General features: G+C 55.2%; 17 protein-coding genes. 5 read left to right on the top strand and 12 right to left on the bottom strand.

Annotated elements, in window-relative coordinates; all coding sequences use genetic code 11:
- Window positions 1–100 precede the first annotated feature (100 nt).
- Window positions 101–1,606, top strand: a complete 1,506-nt coding sequence (locus IXC47_RS17665; RefSeq protein ID WP_195876540.1) for a DEAD/DEAH box helicase — start codon at window positions 101–103, stop codon at window positions 1,604–1,606.
- Between the two features lie 343 nt (window positions 1,607–1,949).
- Here the strand turns inward: IXC47_RS17665 and gluQRS are convergent, their stop codons facing one another.
- Window positions 1,950–2,837, bottom strand: coding sequence for a tRNA glutamyl-Q(34) synthetase GluQRS (gluQRS, locus tag IXC47_RS17660; protein ID WP_195876539.1), 888 nt, complete (start codon window positions 2,835–2,837; stop codon window positions 1,950–1,952).
- A 2-nt stretch (window positions 2,838–2,839) separates the two neighbouring features.
- Window positions 2,840–3,757 (bottom strand): LysR family transcriptional regulator, encoded by a 918-nt coding sequence (locus IXC47_RS17655; protein WP_195876538.1) that lies wholly within the window; start codon window positions 3,755–3,757, stop codon window positions 2,840–2,842.
- Window positions 3,758–3,894: 137 nt separating this feature from the next.
- Between IXC47_RS17655 and IXC47_RS17650 the strand changes: the two genes are divergently transcribed.
- Window positions 3,895–4,593, top strand: coding sequence for a pirin family protein (locus IXC47_RS17650; protein ID WP_195876537.1), 699 nt, complete (start codon window positions 3,895–3,897; stop codon window positions 4,591–4,593).
- A gap of 66 nt (window positions 4,594–4,659) precedes the next feature.
- On the opposite strand, the gene kdsA is transcribed toward IXC47_RS17650, so the two are convergent.
- Window positions 4,660–5,505 (bottom strand): 3-deoxy-8-phosphooctulonate synthase, encoded by an 846-nt coding sequence (kdsA, locus tag IXC47_RS17645; RefSeq protein ID WP_195876536.1) that lies wholly within the window; start codon window positions 5,503–5,505, stop codon window positions 4,660–4,662.
- Window positions 5,506–5,572: 67 nt separating this feature from the next.
- Window positions 5,573–6,412 (bottom strand): sulfurtransferase, encoded by an 840-nt coding sequence (locus IXC47_RS17640; RefSeq protein ID WP_195876535.1) that lies wholly within the window; start codon window positions 6,410–6,412, stop codon window positions 5,573–5,575.
- A gap of 224 nt (window positions 6,413–6,636) precedes the next feature.
- Here IXC47_RS17640 and dnaE point away from each other — a divergent pair, with 224 nt between their 5' ends.
- From dnaE to IXC47_RS17625, 3 genes are all read left to right on the top strand, one after another.
- Window positions 6,637–10,095 carry a DNA polymerase III subunit alpha gene (gene dnaE / locus IXC47_RS17635; protein ID WP_195876534.1) on the top strand — a complete coding sequence of 1,153 codons (3,459 nt, stop codon included), beginning with the start codon at window positions 6,637–6,639 and terminating at the stop codon, window positions 10,093–10,095.
- Between the two features lie 42 nt (window positions 10,096–10,137).
- Window positions 10,138–11,874 (top strand): lipid A export permease/ATP-binding protein MsbA, encoded by a 1,737-nt coding sequence (msbA, locus tag IXC47_RS17630; RefSeq protein ID WP_195876533.1) that lies wholly within the window; start codon window positions 10,138–10,140, stop codon window positions 11,872–11,874.
- 69 nt (window positions 11,875–11,943) lie between these two features.
- Window positions 11,944–12,708, top strand: coding sequence for a glycosyltransferase (locus IXC47_RS17625; RefSeq protein ID WP_175627141.1), 765 nt, complete (start codon window positions 11,944–11,946; stop codon window positions 12,706–12,708).
- Between the two features lie 74 nt (window positions 12,709–12,782).
- Here the strand turns inward: IXC47_RS17625 and rng are convergent, their stop codons facing one another.
- The 8 genes from rng to IXC47_RS17585 all read right to left on the bottom strand — a co-directional run bounded on the left by rng (window position 12,783) and on the right by IXC47_RS17585 (window position 19,859).
- Window positions 12,783–14,246: a ribonuclease G gene (rng, locus tag IXC47_RS17620; RefSeq protein WP_175627140.1), complete on the bottom strand. Its 1,464-nt coding sequence runs from the start codon at window positions 14,244–14,246 to the stop codon at window positions 12,783–12,785.
- Window positions 14,243–14,863, bottom strand: a complete 621-nt coding sequence (locus IXC47_RS17615) for a Maf family protein (protein WP_195876532.1) — start codon at window positions 14,861–14,863, stop codon at window positions 14,243–14,245. Before IXC47_RS17615 ends, rng begins: the two co-directional genes overlap by 4 nt.
- A 7-nt stretch (window positions 14,864–14,870) precedes the next feature.
- On the bottom strand, window positions 14,871–15,341 hold the full coding sequence (gene rlmH / locus IXC47_RS17610) for a 23S rRNA (pseudouridine(1915)-N(3))-methyltransferase RlmH (protein ID WP_175627138.1): 471 nt from the start codon (window positions 15,339–15,341) through the stop codon (window positions 14,871–14,873).
- 11 nt (window positions 15,342–15,352) lie between these two features.
- Window positions 15,353–16,015, bottom strand: a complete 663-nt coding sequence (gene rsfS / locus IXC47_RS17605) for a ribosome silencing factor (RefSeq protein ID WP_175627137.1) — start codon at window positions 16,013–16,015, stop codon at window positions 15,353–15,355.
- The gene (locus tag IXC47_RS17600) at window positions 16,015–16,686 is read right to left on the bottom strand and encodes a nicotinate-nucleotide adenylyltransferase (protein WP_195876531.1); all 672 of its coding nucleotides are present in this window, start codon (window positions 16,684–16,686) and stop codon (window positions 16,015–16,017) included. Before IXC47_RS17600 ends, rsfS begins: the two co-directional genes overlap by 1 nt.
- 1 nt (window position 16,687) lies before the next feature.
- The gene (gene hemF, locus IXC47_RS17595; protein ID WP_407651159.1) at window positions 16,688–17,686 is read right to left on the bottom strand and encodes an oxygen-dependent coproporphyrinogen oxidase; all 999 of its coding nucleotides are present in this window, start codon (window positions 17,684–17,686) and stop codon (window positions 16,688–16,690) included.
- Window positions 17,687–17,728: 42 nt separating this feature from the next.
- Window positions 17,729–19,000 (bottom strand): phosphoribosylamine--glycine ligase, encoded by a 1,272-nt coding sequence (gene purD, locus IXC47_RS17590; RefSeq protein WP_195876529.1) that lies wholly within the window; start codon window positions 18,998–19,000, stop codon window positions 17,729–17,731.
- A gap of 133 nt (window positions 19,001–19,133) precedes the next feature.
- The gene (locus tag IXC47_RS17585; protein WP_175627133.1) at window positions 19,134–19,859 is read right to left on the bottom strand and encodes a YebC/PmpR family DNA-binding transcriptional regulator; all 726 of its coding nucleotides are present in this window, start codon (window positions 19,857–19,859) and stop codon (window positions 19,134–19,136) included.
- Window positions 19,860–19,932 lie beyond the last annotated feature (73 nt).

Below are 19,932 nucleotides of genomic sequence, written 5' to 3'. Positions count from 1 at the left end.
CAAATTTATCGAAAGAGCCGGGTCTTTTTCGGATTGCTTGTGCGGTTTTATTATCGGCATCGATCATGTCGCCTCGCAAGGGCAAGACCTGCTAAACATCATGTCTGATAGTCAGCCTGTAATCCCAACGACCACTCCGTCAGCCGCCGCGGCCGATGCTCACCCTGCCGTCCGTTTTGAAGACTTCGGCCTGGCGCCGGAAATCCTGCGTGCCCTGGGTGAACAGGGCTATGTGCACCCGACGCCTATCCAGGCCGAAGCGATCCCGGTCGTCCTGCAAGGTGTGGACGTCATGGGTGCGGCGCAAACCGGTACCGGTAAGACGGCTGGTTTCTCGCTGCCAATTATTCAATTGCTGATGGCACATGCCAACAGCAGCGCATCGCCTGCGCGCCATCCGGTGCGTGCACTGGTGCTGACACCGACGCGTGAGTTGGCCGATCAGGTTGCCGATAACGTCAAAGCATATTCGCGTCACACACCGCTGCGTTCAGTAGTGGTCTTCGGTGGTGTCGACATGGCACCGCAAAGCGCAGCCCTGCGCTCCGGCGTCGAAATCGTGATCGCTACACCGGGTCGTTTGCTCGACCACATTCAGCAAAAAACGCTGAACCTGTCGCAGACACAAATCCTGGTGATGGATGAAGCGGATCGCATGCTGGACATGGGTTTCCTGCCTGACTTGCAGCGCATTATCAATCTCTTGCCTAAGCAGCGCCAGAACCTGATGTTCTCCGCGACCTTCTCGCCGGAAATCAAAAAACTCGCAGCGACCTTCCTGAAAGATCCGGTCACCATCGAAGTGGCGCGCAGCAATGCCACCGCCGAGAACGTGACGCAAATCGTCTACAAGATGGAAGAGGGCGACAAGGGTGATGCAGTGTCTTACATCATTCGTGAACGCGGCCTGAAACAAGTGATCGTGTTCTCCAACACCAAAATCGGTGCCTCGCGCCTGGCGCGGCAGCTGGAAAATGAAGGCGTGAAAGCGTCGGCCATCCACGGTGACAAATCGCAAGCCGAACGTATGACGGCGCTGGATGCATTCAAAAACGGCACGATAGAAGTACTGGTGGCAACCGACGTTGCAGCACGTGGTTTGGACATCGCTGAACTGCCGTGCGTGATCAATTACGATTTGCCATACAACGCTGAAGATTACGTCCATCGTATCGGTCGTACTGGCCGTGCTGGTGCTTCGGGTGATGCGATCTCGCTGTACTCGGATAAGGATGCGCGTTTGCTGGTTGATATTGAAAAACTGATCAAGCACAAGTTCATACCTGCGCATCTGGCTGGTTTTGTGCCTGCTGCTCATCGTGTCAGTGAGCGTAAGGAACGTGGTCCGCGTCGGGATGAGGGTGAATCGCGTGGGCGTGGTGCGGAGCGTCGTGAATCGTCGGCGCGTGATTCGTCCGGTGGTCGTGATACTTCTAGCCGTAGTGCGTATGCTGCTCCGCGTAAGGAGAAGATAGATCCGTTCTTTACCAAGCCTTATGAACCTGCGCCGTCTACTGTTAGTGAGGCTAAGCCTGTGGAGCAGGCTCCGGCTAAGGCGCCTAAGCATAAGATGGCGGCTTTGTTGGGTGGGGCGCCTAAGAGGTAGTTAGATCTGTTTTTAAAAAAGGACGCGAGTTTGCGTCCTTTTTTATTGGTGGGTTGATTTCGTTTCTCTTTAATTGATGTTGTACTTTCTTCGAGGAGAAGTGCGTTGCCGGGTGTGGCCCGGCGGCCACTCACTTTCTTTGCTTCGCCAAAGAAAGTAAGCAAAGAAAGGCGACCACGGCGCCGCTGCCCCTGCGGGGTTCCCGTTTGTGCAGGACAAAAAATGGGAAGTGCGCGAAACTCGCTACGCTCAGACAACGCCCACTTCTTTTTCCATTTTCTGTCCCGCACAAACGGCATCGTCACAGTGGACTCACAACCACAGCCTTTATTGCTTACGTTGTTCAGGTGCAAAAACGTTGTGCCCACGCAGCCGTGGCGGCCTGCCAAAATTCGGCTATTGATTGCGCAGGCGGTAGCGATAACTCAAGAAAGCGCGCTGCTTTGATCAGTTCATTCATTGGATGCGCAAGATCAAGTGCAAGTGCACCAGTCTGCTTCGACAACTTCTCGCCGACGTCATTTAATACGACAGGTACGTGCATGTACTCGGGCGTCGGATAGTCCAGCATGCGCTGCAGATAGATTTGTCTGCCTGTCGATTCCAGCAAGTCGGTGCCGCGCACGATGTGTGTCACGCCTTGTTCTGCATCGTCAACAACAACTGCTAGCTGGTAAGCCCAGAAACCATCTGCACGTTTTAAAACAAAGTCACCGACTTCGGTCGACAGGTGTTGCGTGAGTGGCCCCAGCCAGCGATCGTTGAAGTCTATGGTTTCGTTGGCTTCATTCGCATCCGGCACGCGTACGCGCCAGGTGCGCGCAGTTTTACCTGTCGCGACGCCGTGGCGGCAAGTGCCCGGATAAATCGCTGCGCCATCAGCCGCCACGCCCAGTCGGGAATCTGCAATTTCGCGGCGGGTGCAACCGCATGGATAGACCAGTCCGTTGAGACGTGTGAATGCCGCCTGATACAAATCCTTGCGCTCACTTTGCACCACTACTTCACCATCGTGCTGCATGCCGAATACGGTCAGTGCTTCCATGATGGCGGCTGTGGCATCGGCGACTGTGCGGGTTTCGTCTATGTCTTCTATGCGCACCAGCCACTGGCCCTGATGCGCTTTCGCATCCAGATAGCTGGCCATCGCCGCGACCAGCGAACCCGCGTGCAAGGGACCGCTGGGTGACGGCGCGAAACGTCCTATGTATTCCATCTTCTTATTCGTCATGCTTACTCCGCCAGCAATGCGCGTTGCACATCGGGATCTGCCAGTTTGTTGAGGAACCATTTCAGGCATTTGCCGCGCGAGGAGTTGCGCCATGCGTATTGCGGTAGTCCTGTGGGTTTGGTTTCTATCGTGGTTTTTTCTATCAACTCGCCTGATGCAAGATAGGGCGCTGCCCATTTGCGTGGCAAGTGGCCACAACCCAGTCCGGCTAGCTGTGCTTTTAGTTTTTCCTGCAGATCAGGAACGGTCAGCGTTGCTTGACCGGTCAGCAAGCCGACGCTGACGCTGGGCAGGAAGCGGCCGCTGTCGGCGGCTACCACCGTGCGATGTTGTTGTACCAGTTGTGGTGATAAGGGATCTTCTGCCGTTGCCAGCGGATGTCCAGGGGCTACGGCAAAGACCCAGTCGACTTCTCCCAAGGGGCGCACGCGGAAGTCGCCGCTGCCGCGCACGACGTCTGGGCCGTCTGAAGAAACGCCGATGGCGAGGTCTGCCGCACCGCTGGTCAGGGTTTCCCACACACCGGACAGGACTTCAGTGGAGAAGCGCAGCTGTGTGCCTGAGCCTTCAGCATCGAATTCACGTATTAGCGGCAACATTTTTTCAAACGGAATGATGCTGTCGAGCACGATACGCAGCTCGACTTCCCAGCCGCTGGCGGTGCGCTTCACCCTTTGCTCCAGTTCATCGGCGGCGCGCAGCAGGTGGCGTCCCTCGGTCAGTAGCTCCTGTCCGGCTGCGGTCAGCTTGGCGCGATGGCCACGCCGGTCGAATAGCAGCACGTCCAGGTCTTCTTCCAGCTTGCGCACGCTATAGGTCAGCGCCGACGGCACGCGATCCAGCGCTACTGCGGCGGCGGCGAAGCTGCCCTTGCGGTCTATGGCGTCGAGTATGCGTATGGCTTCCAGTGTCAAATTCATCAGATTTTCTTTTATTCAAAAAAATTGAACAACTTGTCCTGAATTATGCCCTTATTTAATCGGTTTTGAACGTCTATAGTGTCACTCATAGGTTAAAAATTAAGTCGTACAATAAAACTCACCGAAAGGAAATAATCATGCTTGAAATTCGTAAAAGTGAAGACCGGGGCCATGCAAATCACGGTTGGCTGGATTCGCACCATACCTTTTCCTTCGCTGATTACTATGACGAAAAACATATGGGTTTTGGCCCGCTGCGCGTGATCAATGAAGACCGCGTGCATGCAGGACAGGGCTTCGGTACGCATGGTCATCGCGACATGGAAATTATCAGCTACGTGCTGGAAGGCGAGCTGGCGCACAAAGACAGCATGGGCACCGGCAGTGTCATTCGTCCCGGTGACGTGCAACGCATGAGCGCAGGCAGCGGCGTACGCCATTCGGAATTCAACCATTCCAAAGACCAGACTACGCACTTCCTGCAAATCTGGATCCAGCCGAATGTGAATGGCATCCCGCCTAGCTATGAAGAGAAGCATTTCTCTGCAGAAGAAAAACGCGGTCGTTTGCGCCTGATAGCAAGTGAAGATGGTGCTGATGGCTCAGTGCTGATTCATCAGGATGCGAAGCTGTATGTCGGTTTGTTTGACGCTGCTGAAACGGCAGAGCTGACGTTGGCCAAAGGACGTCGTGCCTTGATTCATGTGGCCCGCGGTTCGGTTACGGTCAATGGCGTCGCGCTGAAAACTGGTGATGCATTGAAAGTGACTGATGAGCAAAGCCTGAAAATCAGTGACGGCCAGCAGGCTGAAGTATTGGTGTTCGACTTGGTGTAAGCCAATGGCAATAAAAAAAGCGCAGCTCCTTTATGGAGACTGCGCTTTTTTATTTGTACAAAACTCTTAGGCTTCGATATCCAGCGGGGCAAATGATTTAACCAGATCATCCAGTTGCTTCAGTTGCGCGAGAAAGGGTTCCAGCTTGTCCAGTGGCAGTGCGCTTGGACCATCGCATTTCGCTACTTTTGGATCTGGATGCGCTTCGAGGAACAGACCCGCCAAACCAACGCCCATGCCAGCACGTGCTAGGTCGGCGACCTGTTCGCGGCGACCGCCGGATGCCGCGCCCATGGAGTCGCGTTGCTGCAATGCATGGGTAACGTCAAAGATGATGGGCAGGTTGTTGGTGACTTTTTTCATCACGCCAAAACCCAGCATGTCGACCACCAGATTGTCGTAGCCGAAGCAGGTGCCGCGATCGCACAGGATCAGTTGCTCGTTACCGGCTTCGCGGAATTTTTCCACGATGTTGAACATCTGCGGCGGGCTGAGGAATTGCGGTTTTTTGATGTTGATGACGCGGCCGGTTTGCGCCAGTGCGACGACCAGGTCGGTCTGGCGCGCGAGGAAGGCTGGCAGTTGTAGTACGTCTATGACTTCAGCTGCGATCTTGGCCTGATACGGTTCATGCACGTCGGTAATCAGTGGCACGCCGAAAGTTTTTTTCACATCTTCAAAAATGCGCAAGCCTTCTTCCAGTCCCGGGCCGCGATACGAATGTATCGATGAGCGGTTGGCCTTGTCGAACGATGCCTTGAAGACGTAAGGGATGCCGAGCTTGCTGGTGACGCGCACGTATTCTTCGCAGGAACGCATGGCGAGATCGCGCGATTCGAGCACGTTGATACCGCCGAACAGGACGAAGGGTGCTGCGTTGTCGACCTTGATTTCACCGTTGATATTGATCATTTTATTTGGCAGCTTAAAAGTACATTGAGTTAAACAGCATGGTCCTGTAGCCGGTGGCTATAGGTGATTATTTCGCGCAGTGCGGGCAAGCGCTGCCTTCGACAAATTCGGGTGCCAGTTGCTCGCGCGGTGTGACGGTTGCGTTGCAGCTGGGGCAGGTTGTTGCCAGGCTAGGTTCGAGGCGCGGATTCAGCGCGGTGCGGTGGTCGAATACGAAGCAGTCGCCGGTGTAGTGCGCGCCGCCGACTTCTTCGAAGTATTTGAGGATGCCGCCGTCGAGCTGGTAGACGCTGTCGTAGCCGACGTTTTTCATGTGGATCGCCGCTTTTTCACAGCGTATGCCGCCGGTGCAGAAGGTGACCACGGTTTTATCCGCCAGTTCGTCCTTGTGCTGGGCCACCACTGCAGGGAAGTCGCTGAATTTTTCAATGCGGTAATCAAGAGTGTTGTCGAAGGTGCCGACATCGACTTCGAAGGCATTCCGGGTTTCCATCATGACGACAGGTTTGCCCTCGTCATCATGACCCTGGTCCAGCCAGCGCTTGAGGGTAGCCGGGGTGACGGCAGGGGCGCGGCCTTCTTCCGGCTTGATCAGCGGGTGCTTCATCGTAATGATTTCGCGCTTGAGCTTGACCAGCATGTATTTGAACGGCTGGTCGTCGGAGAAGCTTTCCTTTACTTCCAGATCGGCAAAGCGTGCATCCGCGCGCACCCAGGTCAGGAAGCTATCGATGTTGGCGCGGGTACCGGCCAAAAACATGTTGATGCCTTCCGGGGTTAGCAGGATCGTGCCTTTTAGTGACAATTCATTGCATTTGGCGAGAAATTCCGGGCGTTTCTCTGCCGTATCGTCAAAAGTGATGAATTTGTAGGCGGCGATGTTAACGAAGGTGGCGGTAGCTTGCATGCTGATGTATTTCTTTACTGTGCTTGTTCTTGTGAGAAGAACAATAATTCGGGCGATTATTCTGGCTGCTGGCCTGTATGCAGCACCAGGTCTGGCGATGACTAATGGCTAAGACATCGGGAGCGGGCAACTGCGGTCAGGCTGGAACAAGCCGACATTATAAACTTCCGCTTTAGGAATGATGAAATGTCTGATCAAGGGGGTGGTCGCGGTAGAATACGGCCATGATTTCTCCGCAATTTATTCATCTCCGTCTCCATTCCGAATATTCGATCGTTGACGGCCTGATACGCATCGATGATGTGATCCAGGCCGCCGCTGCCGATATGCAGCCGGCGCTCGCAATTACCGACCTGGCCAACCTGTTTGGCATGGTCAAATTCTATAAAGAAGCCCGCTCCAACGGCATCAAGCCCATCGTTGGCTGCGATGTCTGGATCAGCAATGACAATGACCGCGACAAGCCGTCGCGCCTGTTGCTGCTGGTTAAGAACAAGGATGGCTATCTGCAATTGTGTGATTTGCTGTCCCGCGCCTGGCTGACTAATTTGCACCGGGGCCGTGCCGAAATCCGTCCTGAGTGGCTGGAAGAGATAGCGGCCGAAGGCAAGCAAGGTTTGATCGTGCTGTCCGGTGCGCATTTTGGCGACGTCGGGATGGCGATTGATAACGGCAACCTGGCTGGCGCGGAACGTTGTGCGCAGCGCTGGGCCGATATGTTCCCCGGACATTTTTACATCGAAGTGCAGCGTGCCGACCAGCCGAATATGGATGGTCATGTGCGGCAGGCTTCGGTGCTGGCCGCCAAGCTGAACCTGCCACTGGTGGCGACCCATCCGGTGCAGTTCCTCGGGCCGGAAGAATTTACCGCGCATGAAGCGCGTACCTGTATTTCCGAAGGCGAAATCCTCGCCAATCCACGCCGCATCAAACGCTTTAACGAGCAGCAACGCTTCAAATCGCAGGCTGAGATGGCGGAATTGTTCGCCGATATGCCGAACGCCTTGCAAAACTCGGTCGAGATCGCCAAGCGCTGCAACCTGGTGCTGGAACTGGGCAAGCCCAAGCTGCCTAATTTCCCGACGCCGGACGGCTCGTCCATCGACGAGTTCCTGGTCAAGGAAGCGCAGCGCGGCCTGGACCAGCGCATGGAGCATTTGTATCCGGATCCTGCAGTACGTGAAAAACACCGCGAGCGTTATCAGGCGCGCCTGAAGTTCGAGACCGACACCATTATCAAAATGGGTTTCCCGGGCTACTTCCTGATCGTGGCTGACTTTATCAAGTGGGCCAAGAACAATGGCGTACCGGTCGGACCGGGCCGGGGTTCGGGTGCGGGTTCGCTGGTTGCGTATTCGCTCTTGATTACCGATCTGGATCCGCTGCAATACAACTTGCTGTTCGAACGCTTCCTGAATCCTGAGCGGGTATCCATGCCCGACTTTGATATTGATTTCTGTCAGGAGGGGCGTGATCGCGTCATTCAGTACGTGAAGGATCAATACGGCAAGGAAGCGGTATCGCAGATTGCGACCTTCGGTACCATGGCGGCCAAGGGTGCGGTGCGTGACGTGGGTCGCGTACTGGATTTCGGCTACAACTTCTGTGATGGCATTTCCAAGCTGATCCCGTTCAAGCCGGGCAAGCTGGTCACGATTTCGGATGCGATCAAGGAAGAGCCGCTGCTGGCCGAGCGCCTGGAGAATGAAGAAGAGGTCAAGCAGTTGCTGGACCTGGCGCAACAGGTTGAAGGTATTGCCCGTAACATCGGTATGCACGCCGGTGGCGTGTTGATCGCACCGGGCAAGCTGACTGATTTCTGCCCGCTCTATACACAGGGCGGCGATGCCGGTGTGGTCTCGCAATACGATAAGGATGACGTGGAGGCGGTCGGCCTCGTGAAGTTCGACTTTTTGGGTCTGACCACGCTGACTATCCTAGACCGTGCGGTGCGCTACATCAAGGATCTGGATCCCGCGATGTCGGAGTTCGCGCTGGAGAAGTTGCCGCTGAATGACCGGCCATCGTATGAACTATTGACCAAGGCGAAAACCGTCGCTGTATTCCAGCTGGAAAGCCGCGGCATGCAAGGCATGCTGAAGGATGCGCGGCCGGATCGCTTTGAAGACATTATTGCGCTGGTAGCGCTGTATCGTCCGGGTCCTATGGATCTGATCCCGGATTTCTGCCGACGCAAACACGGCGAACGTTTTGAATATCCTGATCCGCGTACCGAGTCCATCCTGTCTGAAACCTACGGCATCATGGTTTATCAGGAACAGGTTATGCAGATGGCGCAGGTCATCGGTGGCTACTCGCTGGGTGGTGCTGACTTGCTGCGTCGTGCGATGGGTAAGAAAAAAGCCGAAGAGATGGCGCAGCATCGCGAGTTGTTCCGTGCGGGTGCAGCGAAGAATGATTTGTCCGCAGAAAAAGCGGATGAGATCTTCGACTTGATGGAAAAATTCGCAGGCTATGGTTTTAATAAATCACATGCTGCTGCCTACGCTTTACTGTCGTACCACACCGCCTACCTGAAGGCACATCATCCCGCCGCGTTCATGGCAGCCAACTTGTCGCTGGCGATGGATGACACCGACAAGATCAAGATCCTGGTCGAAGATGCGATCGATATCTGCGGACTGACCTTGTTGCCGCCGGATATCAACCAGTCCGATTATCGCTTCACGCCAGTCGGTGTGCCGGGCAAGAAAGCGACGCAAATACGTTACGGCCTGGGTGCGGTCAAAGGTTCGGGTAAGGGCGCTATCGATGCAGTCATCGAAGCACGCAAGGAACGTCCGTTCACTGATTTATTCGACTTTGCCAAGCGCGTCGATAAGCGCCAGATCAATCGTCGTACGATAGATTCGCTGATCCGCGCCGGTGCCTTCGATTGCTTTAATGTAGATCGCGCCATCTTGCTGGCATCAGTTGCCTTTGCGATGGAGTGCGCGGAGCAGGCCGAGGCGGCGGCGAACCAGGTCAGCCTGTTTGGTGGTGATGACAGCGATCTGGAAACGCCGCCGGAATACGTCAAGGTATCGCCATGGAGCGACAAGCAAAGACTGACGGAAGAAAAAGGTGCGCTCGGCTTTTATCTGTCCGGTCACCTGTTCAATGCCTATGCCGAAGAAGCGAGTCGCTTTGCCCGTACCAAACTGAGCAAGATCGAACCATCGCGCGATCCACGCACCATCGCCGGTGTGATCTCGGGTTTGCGTACGCAAATGACACAACGTGGCCGTATCACTATTGTCACGCTGGATGATGGCAGTGCGACGGTAGACGTCACGGTCTATAACGAGTTGTATGATGCCAACCGCCATATGTTCAAGGAAGACGAATTCCTCGCGGTGACCGGCAAGGTGTCGGAAGATCGCTTCTCTGGTGGTTTACGCATCAGTGCCGAGAAAGTCATGGATATAGCAGGAGTGCGCATCCAGTATGCAAGCTGCGTGCGTCTGTGCTTGCCGGCCTCGACGGATATCAATGTGCTGAAGGCGGCGTTGCAACCAGCGGCGCGCACGGATGGCAGCCGGGTCGTGATCCAGTACCAGAATCCCAAGGGTGTATCGGAATTGTGCTTTTCAGAGCAATGGCGTATCAATCCGGACGACAACATAAAACAAAAACTAATCGATTTATATTCGGACAAAAATGTACAGATCGCCTATGACTGATCGTTTCAAACTGCTGACTTCAACTGACGGAGATATGGCGCAATGATAGTTTCTCCACATTTGAAGCGCCTGTTCGGCATGCTGGCACCATACAAGAAGCGCCTGGCCGTGGCCCTCCTTGGCATGATCATGACGGCTTTGACCGAGCCAATGTTCCCTGCCGTGATGCGGGTGTTGCTGGATAAAGGCTTTGGCGGCAAGCCGTCATTTTCCTTGTGGCTGGTGCCGGTCGCCATCGTCGGTATTTTTGTCTTGCGTGGTATATCCACATTTACCACGACTTACATGATGACCTGGGTCTCGTCACGTCTGCTCACTACTTTACGCAAGCAGATGTTCGAGCGCATGCTGGATGTGCCACTCGGATTTTATGCGACGCATTCAGTGGGTCGGGTTATTAATTCGATGATGTTTGAAGTACAGCAAATCATTGAAATGATCACCAAGGTTTACACCTCCATCATTCGCGATTCGTTGACGGTTGTCGTCCTCTTGTCTTTCCTGTTTTGGCTGAACTGGCGTTTAACCCTGGTAGCACTGGTATTGTTGCCGCTGATTGCCATCGTCGTACGGGCAACCGGCCGCCGCCTGCGCAGATTGACGCGTGAGTATCAGACGGTCAATGGCGAGATGACGCAAGTCATAGAAGAAACCACACGGGCCAATCAGGTCATCAAGATTTTTGGCGGCCATCGGTATGAAGAAGAGCGATTCGAGGTGCGTGCCGATAAATTGCGCGGTTACACGATGCGCATGGCTACCGCAATGGCAGCAACGACTCCGGTGACCCAGGTCATGGCATCTACCGCGGTGGCAATTGTGATCGTGATTGCCTTGATCCAGTCAGGACAAAACCAGACGACGGTAGGCGGTTTCGTATCCTTTATTACCGCAATGCTGATGTTGCTGACGCCTTTGAAAAATATCGCCGAGGTGAATGGCCCCTTGCAACGCGGCCTGACTGCGGCGGAAGCGGTGTTCAAACTGATAGATGCTGAACCTGAGCGTACCTCCGGCAAGGAACTGACTGCACGCGCAGCGGGTCGCCTCGATTTTGTCCAGCTCGGCTTTACTTATCCTGGTCAGCAAACCATGGCCTTGCAGGATATTAATCTGAGCGTGCAACCGGGCGAGACCATCGCGTTCGTTGGCATGTCAGGTGGCGGTAAGTCGACGTTGGTAAATTTGGTGCCCGGCTTTTATTCAGCAACTGCTGGTGAGATCCAGCTGGATGGTGTGTCGATAGAAGAAATTTCACTGAGCAGCTTGCGCAAGCACATCGCGATGGTGAGCCAGCATGTGGTCTTGTTTGATGACACGATTGCGGCGAATATCGCTTATGGCGATGCCAATCCGGATCAGGCACGCATCCTGGCTGCCGCGCATGCAGCGCATCTGGATGAAGTGATCGCTGGTTTGCCGGAAGGCCTGGAAACAATGATAGGCGATAATGGCTCGCGTCTGTCCGGTGGACAGCGTCAACGCCTGGCGATTGCACGTGCGATCTACAAGGACGCGCCTATCCTGATCCTGGATGAAGCAACTTCGGCACTGGACTCGGAATCCGAGCGCGCAGTACAAGCTGCCCTCGATGAATTGATGAAAGGTCGTACCACGCTGGTGATTGCGCACCGCCTGTCAACCATCGAGCGCGCAGACCGTATTGCAGTATTGGCCGAAGGCCATATCGTTGAACTTGGTTCGCATCAGGAATTGCTGGCCAGGAACGGCGTGTACGCGAATTTGTATCACCTGCAATTTGCCAAAGATGCATTTTGAAATGGCGCAGCAGGTGTTGTGTATTTTGAGTAAAGATTTTTATCAAGCCTGGTGTGCTGGAGAAAATGTATGACAGAGAAGGCCAATATGGAACATGTAGCAGTCGGTAATGAGCGCGTTATCCTGTGCATGAAATGGGGCACGAAGTACGGCCCGGAATACGTCAATCGCCTGTACGCGATGGTACGTCGTAACCTGACCGGCGATTTCCGCTTTGTCTGCCTGACCGATGACGGTACCGGCATACGTTCCGAAGTCGAGTGTTTCCCTATTCCTGACCTGAAGTTGCCGGATGGTTTGCCGGAGCGCGGCTGGAAGAAGCTGACGACGTTCGAAGCGGACCTGCACGGTCTGACCGGCACCGCCTTGTTCCTCGACGTAGACGTCGTGATTACCGACAAGATCGATGCCTTCTTTGAATATCCGGGCGAGTTCCTGATCATTCACGACTGGAAGCGTCCGTGGCGCGTGACGGGTAACTCGTCCGTTTATCGCTTCAAGCTGGGTGCGCATGCTGACGTGTTGCAGCAATTTCGCACTACGCAGGCCGATGCACGCAGCGCTTTCCGTAATGAGCAGGCTTTCCTGTCGGATGTGCTGCACAAGCAGGGCAAGCTGAGTTACTGGCCGGCGTCGTGGTGCTGCAGCTATAAATACCACTGCATCCCGACCTGGCCGACCAATTACTGGCGTGAACCTTTCGTGCCTGAAGGCACCAAGATTGTGATCTTCCACGGTGAAGTAAATCCACCAGATGCGCTGGAGGGGCGACGCAACCGTGCCCTGCGTTTCGTGCGCAAAGCGCCGTGGATCGCTGATTACTGGAAAGAATAAACGCGATCAGCAACACAATAAAAAACGGAGCCTTGTATATGGCTCCGTTTTTTTATTGCAGCAAGTTTTGTGACTTACATCAGGATGACGTCGTACTGTTCCTGGTGATAAACCGTTTCGACCTGCAATGAAATCGGTTTGCCGAGGAAGGCACCCAGCATCGCCAGATGTTGTGATTCTTCTTCGAGGAACATGTCGATCACGACTTGCGACGCGAGGATACGGAATTCGCGTGGATTGAACTGCTTGGCTTCGCGTGTCAGTTCACGCAGGATTTCATAGCAAATGGTGCGTGCCGTTTTGACTTGACCCTTGCCGCCGCATGCGGGGCAGGGTTCGCACAGGATATGCGCCAGTGATTCACGGGTACGCTTGCGTGTCATCTCGACCAGGCCCAGTGCGGAAAAGCCGGAGACCGATACCTTGGTACGATCGCGTGAGAGCGCACGGTTCAATTCACTCAGCACCGCGCTCCTGTGTTCGGCATTTTCCATATCGATGAAATCGAGGATCATGATGCCGCCCAGGTTACGCAGGCGCAGCTGGCGTGCGATCGCATGCGACGCTTCCAGATTGGTTTTGAATATGGTGTCGTCGAAGTTACGTCCGTTGACGAAGCTGCCGGTATTCACGTCGATAGTGGTCATGGCTTCGGTCTGGTCGACGATCAGGTAGCCGCCGGATTTCAGGTCGACGCGACGGCCCAGCGCACGCTGGATTTCTTCTTCCACGCCATACAGATCGAACAATGGTCGTTCACCCGGATAGTGCGCCAGCTTGGGTAACAACGATGGCGTATACAGTTCGGCGAATTGTTGCAGCTTCAGGTAGTTCTCACGCGAGTCGACCTGGATGCTGGCGGTTTCATCATTGACGAAGTCGCGCATCACACGTTGGGCGAGATCCAGATCCTGGTACAGCAGGGCAGGCGCAGGTTTGGTTTTCGCTTGTTGCAGGATATTCGCCCAGGTCTTGCGCAGGTATTCGACGTCGGACTGCAGGTCGGCATCGGAGGCGTCTTCCGCCATGGTGCGGATGATGAAGCCACCTTTTTCTTCCGGCAGGATCAGCTTCTGTACTTTCTCGCGCAGGATTTCGCGTTCTACTTCGTTTTCTATGCGCTGCGAAATGCCGATGTGCGATTCCTGCGGCAGGTACACCAGCATGCGGCCAGCGATAGAAATTTGCGTGGACAGACGTGCACCCTTGGTACCTATCGGATCCTTGATGACTTGTACGGTGACAGACTGGCCGTCGTACAGCATGCGCTCGATCGGTGTCGGTGAACTGGGTGGCGTCTCATTCGAACGGGCGTCCCAGATATCGGCAACATGCAGGAAGGCTGCACGTTCGAGCCCGATGTCGACGAAGGCGGATTGCATGCCTGGCAGTACGCGCACGACTTTGCCGAGATAAATATTGCCGGCCATGCCGCGTGACAAGGTACGTTCGACGTGCAGCTCCTGCACAGCCCCTTGCAAGACCAGGGCGACGCGGGTTTCCTGCGGCGTCACGTTGACGAGAATATCTTCACTCATAGAATGTGGATCCCTGCCTGTTCCAATAATTTTCCGGTTTCAAAGATGGGCAGACCCATAATGCCTGAATAACTGCCGGCTATGTCTTGAATGAAGAGTGCGGCCTGGCCCTGGATGCCATAGCCGCCTGCCTTGTCATACGGTTCAGAGGTCGCGCAATAGGTGCGTATGACCTGATCCGGGATGGCAGCAAACGCAACGTCGGAGCGCTGGGTTAGTTGGAAAGTCTTGTCATTGTGCAGGATCGCGACATGCGTCAACACCTGGTGTGTGCGTCCGGACAGCGAATGCAGCATGTCGATTGCTTCGGCTTCGTTCGCCGGTTTGCCGAGGATGCGACCATCGAGTACGACGGTGGTATCTGCCGCCAGTATCGGGCGCACCGGCAGCTTGCGCCACCACATAGTCTTTTGTGCGAACTCTGCTTTTTCCAAAGTAACGCGTGCGACGTAGTCTTCCGCGCGTTCATCTGGTAGCACGATTTCACTGACTTCAGGTCCGCGCGGGGTCTGGTCGCGTAGCAGGAGTAATTCGAATTCTATGCCCATCTGCCGCAGCAATTCGCGGCGGCGCGGGCTTTTGGAGGCCAGGTAGATTTTCTTAGGCAGAGGTTTCATGCGGCCGTTACACCCGATGATAAGGATGGTTCTGCGTGATGGACCAGGCGCGATACAACTGCTCTGCCAGCATCACGCGCACCATGCCGTGCGGTAGCGTCATGCTGGAGATACGGATCAGCATATCAGCGTTCTTTTTGAATTCGGCATCCAGGCCGTCGGCGCCGCCTATGATGAAGGCGACATCGCGACCATCCTGCTGCCATTGTGTCAGCTGTTGCGCCAGTTGTACCGAAGTCAGGTCTTTGCCGTGTTCGTCCAGCGCAATGATGCGTGCGCCTTTCGGCAGCACCGCTTCGATCTTGGCACGTTCGAGTGCCATCGCAGTCTCAGCGGTTTTACTGCCGGAGCGTTCAACCGGTTTGATTTCTTTCAGATGAATGCGGCAGTCGGACGGCATGCGTTTCACATACTCGCCGAAGCCGCTTTCTATCCAGGCGGGCATCTTGTGCCCGACGGCAGCGATGACGAGCTGCATAGGCGGTCCGCTTACTCTGCAGTTTTGGCTTTAGGCTTGGCCGGTGCGCGCGTTTTGGCGGCTGCCTTGCTCGCTACCTTTTTGGCCGGTGCTTTCTTTGGTGCTGCCTTTTTATAGGCTTCTGCAGTTTTGGTAGCCGCTACCTTGATGGTTTTGCCGACTGCCTTTTTGGCCGGTGCTTTTTTCGCTGGTGTTTTCGCAGCAGCAGTTTTGCGCGCCGGTTTCTTCGGTTCGTCGTCGTCCAGTGTGGTCTGGCTTGCGGCGAGGTGACGGCCTACTGCTTTCTTCGGTGTTTCGTCTGACTCAGCCGTGATGCGTTTCGAAGTACGTTTGGCAGCGCCGAATTTCACTTCCTTTTCGCCCCAGATTTCTTCCAGGCGGTAGTAAGCGCGGATCGCGGGTTGCATGATGTGGACGATCATGTCGCCCAGATCGACCAGTACCCATTCGCCGGTGTCTTCGCCTTCGATGCTGACGATTTCACCGCCATTCGATTTGACTTTGTCGCGCACGGATGCTGCCAGCGCCTTGGTTTGGCGGTTGGAGGTGCCGGAGGCGACTGCGATACGGTCAAACAGGCTGGTCAGATGTACGGTATCGAACACCTTGATATCCTGTGCTTTGACGTCTTCGAGTGCGTCGACTACCAGGGCTTGCAGTTTTTTGATGTCCATTAGCTTTTATATAGGTGATGTTGTTCAATATAGTCTAGCACCCCGGGAGGCACCAGCGAAATCGGTCGTTCTCCGCGTTGCAGGGCTGCGCGGATTCCAGTGGCAGAAATATCGACTGCCAGATTGGGTGCAAGATAGGCCAGGCCTTGCGGGGTACTGCGTATTTGTTCCGGCGTGCCTGCGCGTCGGGTGAATTCCAGGTTCACCTCGGCCGGTACATGCGCTGCATCCATCGCGAAACCCGGACGCGAAGCAGCACATATATGCGCATAGTCAAACATGTGTTGCCATTCCTGCCATGTATTCAGGTGTTGCAATTGGTCGGCACCCATCAGGAAAATGATGGAAACCTGCGGCCCCAGTTCCTCGCGGACCGCACGCAGGGTGTCTATCGTATAGGTTGCGCTGTCACGCCGGATTTCTTGCTGATCGATACAAACAGCGGTCTTTTGCTCGTTGAATGCACTGCGCACCATCGCTACACGGTCCGCACCGGTGGCCTGCAAACCATGTTTTTGCCATGGATTTCCGGCTGGAATGACGCGTAATTCATCCGGTTTCAGCAAGTCTACGAAATAATTCGCCAGGGCAACATGGCCATTGTGCACCGGGTCAAAGCTGCCGCCGAGTATGGCTACGCAGCGCGTAGCGGCTAGGGCTGTGGTCTTCAATTCAGACCCAATCGCGATGTATCAGGAAGTCGGAATACAGGCGGGCTTCCGCGCTACCGGCTTCCGGCTGCCAATTGTAGCGCCATGTTACCACTGGTGGCATCGACATCAGGATAGATTCGGTGCGACCACCCGATTGCAGGCCAAATAAAGTGCCGCGATCGAACACCAGGTTGAATTCCACATAGCGCCCGCGTCTATAGGTCTGGAAGTCGCGTTCGCGCTCGCCGTACGCCATATCCTTGCGTTTTTGCAGGATGGGCAGGTAAGCGTCGATGAAGCGGTCACCGACGCTTTGCTGCAAGGCGAAGCATTGCGCGAAATCAGGCGTATTCAAATCATCGAAGAAAATACCGCCGACGCCGCGTGGTTCCTGGCGGTGCTTCAGGTAAAAATAATCGTCACACCATTTCTTGTAGCGCGGATGCACATCATCACCAAAAGGCTGCAGCGCATCGCGGCAGGTTTGATGGAAGTGCTGCGCATCTTCTTCAAAGCCGTAATACGGTGTCAGATCCATGCCGCCGCCAAACCACCAAATGGGGGCCTGGCCTTCTGCCGTCGCGGTAAAGAAGCGCACATTCATGTGCACGGTAGGTGCGTACGGATTGCGCGGATGCAGGACCAGCGACACACCCATCGCTTCCCAATTGCGTCCGGCCAGTTCCGGGCGATTCGCTGCTGCAGATGGTGGCAAATTCTTGCCCATCACATGTGAAAAGCCGACACCGCCGCGCTCGAACACATTGCCGTTTTCGATAATGCGCGAAATACCACCACCACCTTCTGGCCGTTGCCAGCTATCAGTGCCAAAAGCCTGGCCGTCGACAGCCTCCAGCGCAGCGACGATGCGCGCTTGCAGGCCCAGCAGATATTCTTTGACAGCAGCGGGTGTAGGGAGGGAAGGGGTCACTATATAAAGGCTAAAAAGGTTTAGGGCGGATTGTACCTTGTGCATGGTACTTGCCGGAATACGGCGCCCTGAATGCAGCAAGGTCATTCCCGCCTGCGCCGGAATGACCTTGTCGGAACTGCTTTATGCTCAGGAACGCTTCAGTGCGCGCCAGCCGATGTCGCGGCGGAATTGCGCGCCGTCGAAATGGATCTGGTCGAGAACCTGATACGCCTGCTTCTGCGCAACCTTGACGCTGTCACCGAGGCCGACTACGCACAGCACGCGACCACCGGTCGTGGTCAGCTGGTCGTTGTTCAGCGCGGTACCAGCGTGGAAGGTAACGCTGTCTGCGTTTTCTGCCGGGATGCCATTGATGACGTCGCCTTTGCGTGGTGCATCCGGATAACCGGCAGCAGCCATCACGACGCCGAGTGCAGTACGACGATCCCATTCCAGTTCTATCGTATCCAGCGTGCCGTTGACGGCGTGCTCCATCACGGTGACCAGGTCGGTTTTCAGGCGCGCCATGATAGGTTGGGTTTCCGGATCGCCCATGCGGCAGTTGAATTCCAGGGTTTTTGGATTGCCCTTGTCATCTATCATCAGGCCCGCATAGAGGAAGCCGGAGAATGGAATGCCGTCCTTGGCCATGCCTTGTACCGTCGGCTGGATGATTTCGCGCATCACGCGTGCATGCAGTGCCGGGGTCACGATAGGTGCCGGCGAGTAAGCGCCCATGCCGCCAGTGTTCGGACCTTCATCATTGTCTTGCAGGCGTTTGTGATCCTGGCTGGTAGCCAGCGGCAAGATGTTTTTGCCATCGACCATGACGATGAAGCTGGCTTCTTCACCAGCGAGGAATTCTTCAATCACGACACGTGCACCAGCATCGCCGAGCTTGTTATCGGATAGCATCATGTCGACTGCCTGATGCGCTTCGTCCAGCGACATCGCAACCACCACGCCTTTACCGGCAGCCAGGCCGTCGGCCTTGATGACGATAGGTGCGCCTTTTTGATTGATGTAATCGTGCGCGGCGTTTACTTCAGAGAAAGTCTGGTATTCCGCGGTCGGAATCGCGTGACGTTGCATGAAAGATTTTGCGAAATCTTTCGAGCTTTCGAGTTGCGCGGCTTCTTTGGTCGGGCCAAAAATTTTCAGGCCGAGATTGCGGAAGATATTCACGATACCGGCAGCCAGCGGAGTTTCCGGGCCGACTACGGTCAGCGCGATGTGCTCTTGCTGCGCGAATTGCGCGAGTTCCTGCGGATCGGTGATCGCAATATTCTTCAATCTGTCGTCCAGCGCGGTGCCGCCGTTGCCAGGTGCAACATAAACGGTTTGGATGCGTTCGGATTGGGCCAACTTCCAAGCCAGTGCGTGTTCGCGGCCGCCTGAGCCGACTACCAGAATTTTCATGTGATTACTTTTCAAAATTGCGGCACCGCTGTGTTGCGCTGCCGCTGGTTACTTTGCTGATTCTTCTGTACTGCGTATGAATATTTCGCGTCATTAAAAAAAGCGGAGTGGGTCCGCTTTTAATGAATGTGGCTTAGCCTTCGATGACCGCATTGGTATAGATCTCTTGTACGTCGTCGAGATTTTCCAGCGCATCCAGCAATTTTTGCATCTTGATCGCGTCATCGCCCTGGAACACGGTTTCGGTAGCCGGTTTCATCACGACTTCAGCCAGGTCGGCCTTGAAGCCAGCCGCTGCCAGTGCATCCTTGACCGCAGAAAAATCATGCGGTGGGCAAATTACTTCGATGCCGCCTTCTTCATCGGTGGTGACATCGTCGGCGCCTGCTTCCAGTGCTGCTTCCATCAATTTGTCTTCATCGGTGCCCGGGGCAAAGAAAAACTGGCCGCAATGCTTGAACATGAAAGCGACTGAACCTTCGGTACCCATATTGCCGCCAAATTTGGCGAACGCATGGCGCACTTCAGCAACGGTACGTACGCGGTTGTCAGTCATGCAGTCCACCAGCACGGCTGCGCCGTTGATGCCGTAACCTTCGTAACGGATCTCTTCGTAATTGACGCCTTCCAGACCGCCGCTGCCGCGCTGGATGGCGCGTGTGACGTTATCTTTCGGCATATTTGCATCTGCCGCCTTGTCGACAGCCAGGCGCAAACGCGGGTTGGACGCGACATCGCCGCCGCCCATACGTGCTGCCACCGTGATCTCCTTGATCAGGCGGGTCCAGATTTTGCCTCGTCTTTCGTCCTGACGGCCCTTACGATGCTGAATATTGGCCCATTTACTATGTCCTGCCATGACGAATCTTTCCCGATGAGTTAGCTATAATGAAGCGCGGATTTTACCATATCGCCCCCGCTGCAAACCGACC

It is taken from the genome of Herminiimonas contaminans (assembly GCF_015645465.1).
Taxonomy (GTDB): Bacteria; Pseudomonadota; Gammaproteobacteria; order Burkholderiales; family Burkholderiaceae_D; genus Oxalicibacterium; species Oxalicibacterium contaminans.
This window is presented reverse-complemented; position numbering and strand designations above follow the sequence as displayed.